10 protein-coding genes are annotated in these 6,154 nt (G+C 35.0%); all 10 read left to right on the top strand.

The genetic code is table 11. The features are described 5' to 3' along the window. The first annotated feature begins 146 nt into the window (after nucleotides 1-146). Entirely contained in the window at nucleotides 147-602 is a 456-nt protein-coding gene (locus H4J73_RS05640; RefSeq protein ID WP_182223107.1) for a hypothetical protein, read from the top strand. 460 nt (nucleotides 603-1,062) lie between these two features. Next, nucleotides 1,063-1,314: a hypothetical protein gene (locus tag H4J73_RS05635; protein WP_182223108.1), complete on the top strand. Its 252-nt coding sequence runs from the start codon at nucleotides 1,063-1,065 to the stop codon at nucleotides 1,312-1,314. Between the two features lie 846 nt (nucleotides 1,315-2,160). After that, nucleotides 2,161-2,451: a hypothetical protein gene (locus H4J73_RS05630; protein ID WP_182223109.1), complete on the top strand. Its 291-nt coding sequence runs from the start codon at nucleotides 2,161-2,163 to the stop codon at nucleotides 2,449-2,451. Between the two features lie 117 nt (nucleotides 2,452-2,568). Then, the gene (locus tag H4J73_RS05625; protein ID WP_182223110.1) at nucleotides 2,569-3,045 is read left to right on the top strand and encodes a dual specificity protein phosphatase family protein; all 477 of its coding nucleotides are present in this window, start codon (nucleotides 2,569-2,571) and stop codon (nucleotides 3,043-3,045) included. A 117-nt stretch (nucleotides 3,046-3,162) separates the two neighbouring features. Then, on the top strand, nucleotides 3,163-3,414 hold the full coding sequence (locus H4J73_RS05620; RefSeq protein ID WP_182223111.1) for a hypothetical protein: 252 nt from the start codon (nucleotides 3,163-3,165) through the stop codon (nucleotides 3,412-3,414). A gap of 480 nt (nucleotides 3,415-3,894) precedes the next feature. Then, nucleotides 3,895-4,104, top strand: a complete 210-nt coding sequence (locus H4J73_RS05615; protein WP_182250270.1) for a hypothetical protein — start codon at nucleotides 3,895-3,897, stop codon at nucleotides 4,102-4,104. Nucleotides 4,105-4,368: 264 nt separating this feature from the next. After that, nucleotides 4,369-4,674, top strand: coding sequence for a Bor family protein (locus H4J73_RS05610; RefSeq protein ID WP_182181690.1), 306 nt, complete (start codon nucleotides 4,369-4,371; stop codon nucleotides 4,672-4,674). Further along, nucleotides 4,674-4,970, top strand: coding sequence for a Bor/Iss family lipoprotein (locus H4J73_RS05605; RefSeq protein ID WP_182181691.1), 297 nt, complete (start codon nucleotides 4,674-4,676; stop codon nucleotides 4,968-4,970). The genes H4J73_RS05610 and H4J73_RS05605 overlap by 1 nt, the downstream gene beginning before the upstream one ends. A gap of 117 nt (nucleotides 4,971-5,087) precedes the next feature. Next, nucleotides 5,088-5,498 carry a hypothetical protein gene (locus tag H4J73_RS05600; RefSeq protein ID WP_182223113.1) on the top strand — a complete coding sequence of 137 codons (411 nt, stop codon included), beginning with the start codon at nucleotides 5,088-5,090 and terminating at the stop codon, nucleotides 5,496-5,498. A gap of 119 nt (nucleotides 5,499-5,617) precedes the next feature. Then, nucleotides 5,618-5,938 carry a ribonuclease E inhibitor RraB gene (locus H4J73_RS05595; RefSeq protein ID WP_310649673.1) on the top strand — a complete coding sequence of 107 codons (321 nt, stop codon included), beginning with the start codon at nucleotides 5,618-5,620 and terminating at the stop codon, nucleotides 5,936-5,938. The last annotated feature ends 216 nt before the right edge of the window (nucleotides 5,939-6,154 follow it).

Below are 6,154 nucleotides of genomic sequence, written 5' to 3'. Positions count from 1 at the left end.
GGGTAACTTAAGTTCGTGCAGAGTTTGATTCAACGTTCTCTGCATATAACAAGTTGCTCAAACGGAAAAATAACAGTTGGCCATCGCTTCGCGATTATAGCCAACCATTATTTTCCGCTTAGCAAGGCGTTATAAGGCATTAGAGTATGGCGCGCAGAAGTCAGTTTAGGGGAATTGCGCATAATTTAGTTCAATGGAGCTTAAGTCGTAATAATGATTATTTAGGCTACTGGGCTATAGGCCAATTGTATTCTTTTGCTATACAAAAAAACTGCCAAGAAATCACCTTCAATATTATTGAAAATTGCATCTACCCAGATACACACGAATTTTTTGAATTACATACTTCTTACTTTAATATTATTACTAATAATGCACATAAAAATGGTATTTGGATGGCTTGGTTAAAAGAAGCTAAAATCATCTTTAAATTTGACGCGGAATACCAAGATAAATATCACTTTTTTGGCTCAGCACTAGGTAATCCTATGACTTGTACTGTAGAGTTAACAACAGACTTGGGTAAAAAGTATTCTTTTACTAGTGGTTGTAATATTAGGCCTCACGATCCAAAACGTGAATACTGTAGAAGTGCCTTATAACAAGGCGTTCAAACGGACAAAAAACAGTTGGCTGTTTCACTCCGTTCACATTTTAGCCAACAATTTTTTGCCGCTTAACGTGGCGTTAGGTGGCACCACTTTTCGGTTTTTATTGTTAACCAACTTTCGTTTTTTTAATATTGGATTGGTGGTTGTTCAGTTTCGTGGATTTTCGCCGAAACGTTTGTTAAATGTCGCGAATCATTGTCAAGAGTCCAGCAATAACATTTGTGTTGTGCGCTAAAACTACTTTTGTGTAATGGCTCAAAATAATGGTTTGGTATTTAGCCGTGGTGCGGTTATATTAAGTTTCGAAGTTTGCTTTAACTAACTGGTTTTATAATAAATTTAACCTAACAAGCAATTCAAACGGACAAAAAAAAGTTGGCTGTTTTCACTTCGTTCAACATTTTAGCCAACTAATTTTTGCCGCTTAATATGGGCGTTATAAGGTTTTGATATGGAAGTCACATTAGAGTTAATTATTGGCATCGCATTTTTCTTAGTCGGTGCTAGATTTGTTTATATTGGTAAAATGGATGTCGAGTTTGGTATCACTAATGGTCAATCAGGCACTCGTACAAAATTCACTTCTTCTCAAACTAAATCTTTAGAGGGAACAAGTGCTAGACTAGCTGGTGCATTAATATCTATCTTTGGTATTTTACTGTACGTGTTTATGGAAAAAGGTGACGTCTTGTTTGTGTTGTAAACAACCTTATAACAAGGCATTCAAACGGACAAAAAACAGTTGGCTGTTTTCACTTCGTTCAACATTTTAGCCAACAATTTTTTGCCGCTTAATGTGGCGTTAGGTGTAATCGCCACTTCGTTTTAATTGTTAAAAGTATTTGCCAATTTTTGTTCTGTGTTTGTGTTTAATAAAAGTGGTTTCAGTGTGTTTCGCCAAGTTCTACGTCACTTTCGCAAATAACGTCTGCGGGCATTATTAAATACAAAATGTCCTTGCGTATTTGCTTATAAAATTTTGGTGTTGTGGCTCAAAATCTAGCAGTTGTGTTTATAAAGTGGCGAATGTAATATTAACTTTTAGTGTTTGCTTTAAGGTTTTGTATTTACAAATAAACTTCACCTAACAAGCAATTCAAACGGACAAATAACAGTTGGCTGTTTTCACTTCGTTCAACATTTTAGCCAACAATTATTTGCCGCTTAATATGGGCGTTATGTTTCAATCAAAGTGTGACTCTATTAATGGCTAATTGTAAAAAATGCAAAACTCATATGGTGCCTAAAGAAATAAAGATCGCAATGAATAGATCTGGTTTTGTTTGCCCTGTATGTAACCATAATGTTCGTAATTTTGACTTTAAAGGACTATTGATCTTCGTAGGCATAATAGCTTTAGTGTTGGCATTACTTTCTTTACATCACCATTTAACCAGCTAATTTACTGATTGGTGTAATTTAAACATAACAAGCCATTCAAGCAGGACAAATAACAGTTGGCTATTTGCTCCTTCGTCGCTTATTTTAGCCAACCATTATTTGCCTCTTAATGGGGCGTTATACGTTTCTAAAATTTGGTGTAAATTACATGTCCGAAGAAGCAATTAAACTTGCGAATAAGTTATTAAAAAGTGACGCTGATTATTTAGATCACGTAACGGCTCTATGTTATATAGGTAACGAGTTATACGAGCAATGTTGGGAAAGTGAGTATCGTATTTTTGCTTTACTATCTTCTGAACTAGATCATCTGCCTTTAAGTCATGTTAGAGCAAAATGTTCCGCTGAGTTTCTTGCTAAATCAGATAAAGAACTAGCTGAATATATAGAGTATTATAAAACTGATGTAATAAGTGCTTGTAATAAAATAGTTAAGTAGATCAAACGTATAACAAGCCAATCAAGCGGGACTAAAAACAGTTTGCTGTTTCGTTCCTCAACATTTTAGCAAACAATTTTTAGCCCCTTATTGGGGCGTTATATACCTAAGGAAATTATGCTTCCAACTATATATCTTGTGAAAGAATTCTCTGAAGGTAAATTATCAGTTATGGCTAAACCTGTTTCTGGTGAATGGATAGATGATGAATTTAGTGGGCTAAAAAGGTTAGGCGTAAATAAAGTTGTTTCGTTACTTGAGAAAGGTGAAGAAAGAGAGGTTGGCTTAGCTTTAGAAATGTCGCTTTGTCATAAACACGATATTGAGTTTATTTCTTTTCCTATCCCTGATCGTGGTTTACCGAATACTCCTAAAGCAATAACTTTAGCTGAAGAGTTATATTCAGAGATAAATAAAGGAAAGCACGTTGTCATTCATTGTCGAGCAGGTATCGGTCGTACAGGTATTATTGCGGGTGCTATCCTTGTTAAATCGGGCATAAATTCAAATGAAGCTTTATCTTTAATTTCAGAGGCTCGGGGTGTTAAAGTACAAGACACCGAAGAACAAGAGAGTTGGCTTCAGGATTTGTGAAATCGGTATATAACAAGCCATTCAAGCAGGACTTTTAACAGTTGGTTAGGTTCCGCTTCGCTTCACATTATAACCAACAATTAAAAGCCTCTTAATGGGGCGTTATAAGGTTTTGATATGGAAGTCACATTGGAGTTGATTATTGGCATCGCATTTTTCTTAGTCGGTGCTAGATTTGTTTATATTGGTAAAATGGATGTCGAGTTTGGTATCACTAATGGTCAATCAGGCTCTCGTACAAAACTCACTTCTTCTCAAACTAAATCTTTAGAGGGAACAAGTGCTAGACTCGCTGGTGCATTAATATCTATCTTTGGTATTTTACTGTACGTGTTTATGGAAAAAGGCGACGTCTTGTTTGTGTTGTAAACAACCTTATAACAAGGCATTCAAACGGACAAAAAACAGTTGGCTGTTTTCACTTCGTTCAACATTTTAGCCAACAATTTTTTGCCGCTTAATGTGGCGTTATGCGGCATTGCGAATTCAATTAAATGTAATTGTGGTAGTTGCCTTTTCTTTATCTTGGTTATTTACGTGTAATTAAATCTATTTCAGTTTTTGGTTAAATAGTTTTTCGCCAAAGCAGGTAAGTGGTAAATTCACTTTTGATTTGTGGCTTAAAATTCACGGTTTGGTGTGTCGCAATGCTGTGGTTTTTAAATGTGCATTTTATGTTTTTAATATTTATATAAATTATGCGGTTTATGGTAATCTAAAAATCGCATAACAAGGCATTCAAACGGACAAAAAACAGTTGGCTGTTTCACTCCTTTCACATTTTAGCCAACAATTTTTTGCCGCTTAATGTGGCGTTATGTGCACTATGAAGTTTAAATGGAATTACGGATGTCTAATAAAAACAAAATGACTGATGCTCAATTCTCTTTGATGATCTCTTTAATTTCGCAATACACGGAATCAGAAATGGATCAATTTGAGCTTTGGAAATTTAAAAGTAAATTTGGGGAAACGTTCGTAAATATTTCTTTATCACCATTAGGTGATGGTTCAGCATATACTGATGTATCGAACGCTATAAAGCCAAATCCTAAATAGTCGGCACATAACAAGTTACTCAAACGGACGCTAAACAGTTGGCTAGCTTCGTTCCTCGCAATTTTAGCCAACAATTTATCGCCGCTTAGTAAGGCGTTATATTTTTTGGTCGCGTCAGGTATATCTTACACATTTTTACATTTCTCCAACATTAATCGAACATTTTAAAGTTCAACTCTAGTTATTATACTCTAAGTTATTTAGTCAATAATTTTTAGCCGCTTAACGGGGGCGTTATATTTTAAATCATCATATGGAATAATTATGAAAAAAAATAGTTTAATTTTAAGTGTACTTTTAGTGGGGATCACTGCTTGTTCAACGGTTACTATAAAACCAGAAGGGCAAAATAAACTTGTCAATAAACCCACATTCCTGGATTCAAAACCATTTTATTTATGGGGGCTATCTGGAGAACATCGTGTTGATGTTCTGAAAGTTTGTAACAAAAATGAACCATTGCAAATGCAATCACAACAAACATTTTCTGATGGTCTTTTAGCATTAATTACACTAGGTATTTATGCACCTCATACAGTAAAAATTTGGTGTCCTAAGGAAGAGTCATAATGAAAAATATACTATTAAGCGTTTTATGTCTTACTTTTTTTTCCGGTTGTTCAACAATCCATTTTGATAAAGGCGATCAAGTTAAATCTAATCAAACCACTCAATTATGGCATCATAACTTCGCCCTTTCTTTATATGAGGGCTCGCCAGTTGTAGACCTCCAAAAAGAATGTGGTAACACGCCTTGGGCATCAGTAAAAACCGAATTAACTTTTATAAATGGTTTGGCTAGTGGTGCAGTAAATATGTTGGGACCAATTTGGTACCCAAAAACGGTTGAAATATCGTGTAAATAAAATATAACAAGCCATTCAAGCAGGACTTTTAACAGTTGGTTAGGTTCCGCTTCGCTACACATTATAACCAACAATTAAAAGCCTCTTAATGGGGCGTTAGGCTTCAAAGGAATCTGCATGTACCGAGTTATTATGATGTTGTTCGTTTTAATATTTTGCTTAGGATGTACAACTATTAACTCCATCTCTTCTCTTCCAAGAGAAAAAACAGAGCCTGAATTTGTTGTACAAAAAAACGTGGAAGGGGAGATTTATCATTTCGATGTAGGTATAACGCTTTCTGAGTTAAATTTAATTTTGGATGAGTTAAGTGATAAATATCCTAAGATACTTATTAATACAAATAACTTTACTATTTCTAAACTTTCTAAAATAACTTCCAATAACACAACATATACAAGAATCGTTATTGAGTACTATTATAAACAGATAAAATCCATGCACGGTGGTCCATACCAAAAGTTTGTAGTTTGGAAAAATGAAAGCAGCTTACTAATATTTCCTAAAAATAAGAGTTGGCCTATTTAATAACCAAAAGCCTAACAAGCTATTCAAGACGGACGCTAAACAGTTGGCTAGCTTCGTTCCTCGCAATTTTAGCCAACAATTTTTCGCCGCTTAATAGGGCGTTATATGCCTAGGAGATCGTGGTGAACTGGCCAAATAATTCAGATGGAGATGTATTACGTAGGTTAGTCGAAACAGGTTTTGATTTTACTCAAACTGTTGAGATAGATTTCAATGTTGATTTTGAAACTTGGCCACCAAAACCTGAAGCAATGGAGTTGCTTAAACAGCATCACGATAACGTGGAATTGTACGAACCTGAAGAGGATAGTGATGGTTATGCTTTATTTACTATTAACTCGGTTCTTACTTATCAACTTGTAATTTCAACTCAAGAAAACATATCTACCTTAATGCGTCAATTTGGTGGTGTTTGTGAATCTTGGGGAGTATATAGTTAGCGGCATATAACAAGTTACTCAAACGGACGCTAAACAGTTGGCTAGCTTCGTTCCTCGCAATTTTAGCCAACAATTTCGCGCCGCTTAGTAAGGCGTTATAACTCAAGTTCAAAGTCTTGTACTTACATCTAGTTTTAACTATACTTAGTGCCATACATAGTACAACTAAAGGTATTACTCATGAGTAGACTTCATTTTGATCAAGATATTCAACCA

The organism is Colwellia sp. MB3u-41 (assembly GCF_014076845.1).
Taxonomy (GTDB): domain Bacteria; phylum Pseudomonadota; class Gammaproteobacteria; order Enterobacterales; family Alteromonadaceae; genus Colwellia_A.
Note: the sequence above shows the minus strand (reverse complement) of the source record. Positions and strands in the feature narration are given on the sequence as shown.

Excerpts from the sequence above, each read along its gene's own strand:
- H4J73_RS05635 (WP_182223108.1), top strand. The coding sequence starts at position 1,063 with ATGGAAGTCACATTAGAGTTAATTATTGGCATCGCATTTTTCTTAGTC.
- H4J73_RS05615 (WP_182250270.1), top strand. The coding sequence starts at position 3,895 with ATGTCTAATAAAAACAAAATGACTGATGCTCAATTCTCTTTGATGATC.
- H4J73_RS05605 (WP_182181691.1), top strand. The coding sequence starts at position 4,674 with ATGAAAAATATACTATTAAGCGTTTTATGTCTTACTTTTTTTTCCGGT.
- H4J73_RS05600 (WP_182223113.1), top strand. The coding sequence starts at position 5,088 with ATGTACCGAGTTATTATGATGTTGTTCGTTTTAATATTTTGCTTAGGA.
- H4J73_RS05640 (WP_182223107.1), top strand. The coding sequence starts at position 147 with ATGGCGCGCAGAAGTCAGTTTAGGGGAATTGCGCATAATTTAGTTCAA.
- H4J73_RS05630 (WP_182223109.1), top strand. The coding sequence starts at position 2,161 with ATGTCCGAAGAAGCAATTAAACTTGCGAATAAGTTATTAAAAAGTGAC.
- H4J73_RS05625 (WP_182223110.1), top strand. The coding sequence starts at position 2,569 with ATGCTTCCAACTATATATCTTGTGAAAGAATTCTCTGAAGGTAAATTA.
- H4J73_RS05620 (WP_182223111.1), top strand. The coding sequence starts at position 3,163 with ATGGAAGTCACATTGGAGTTGATTATTGGCATCGCATTTTTCTTAGTC.
- H4J73_RS05610 (WP_182181690.1), top strand. The coding sequence starts at position 4,369 with ATGAAAAAAAATAGTTTAATTTTAAGTGTACTTTTAGTGGGGATCACT.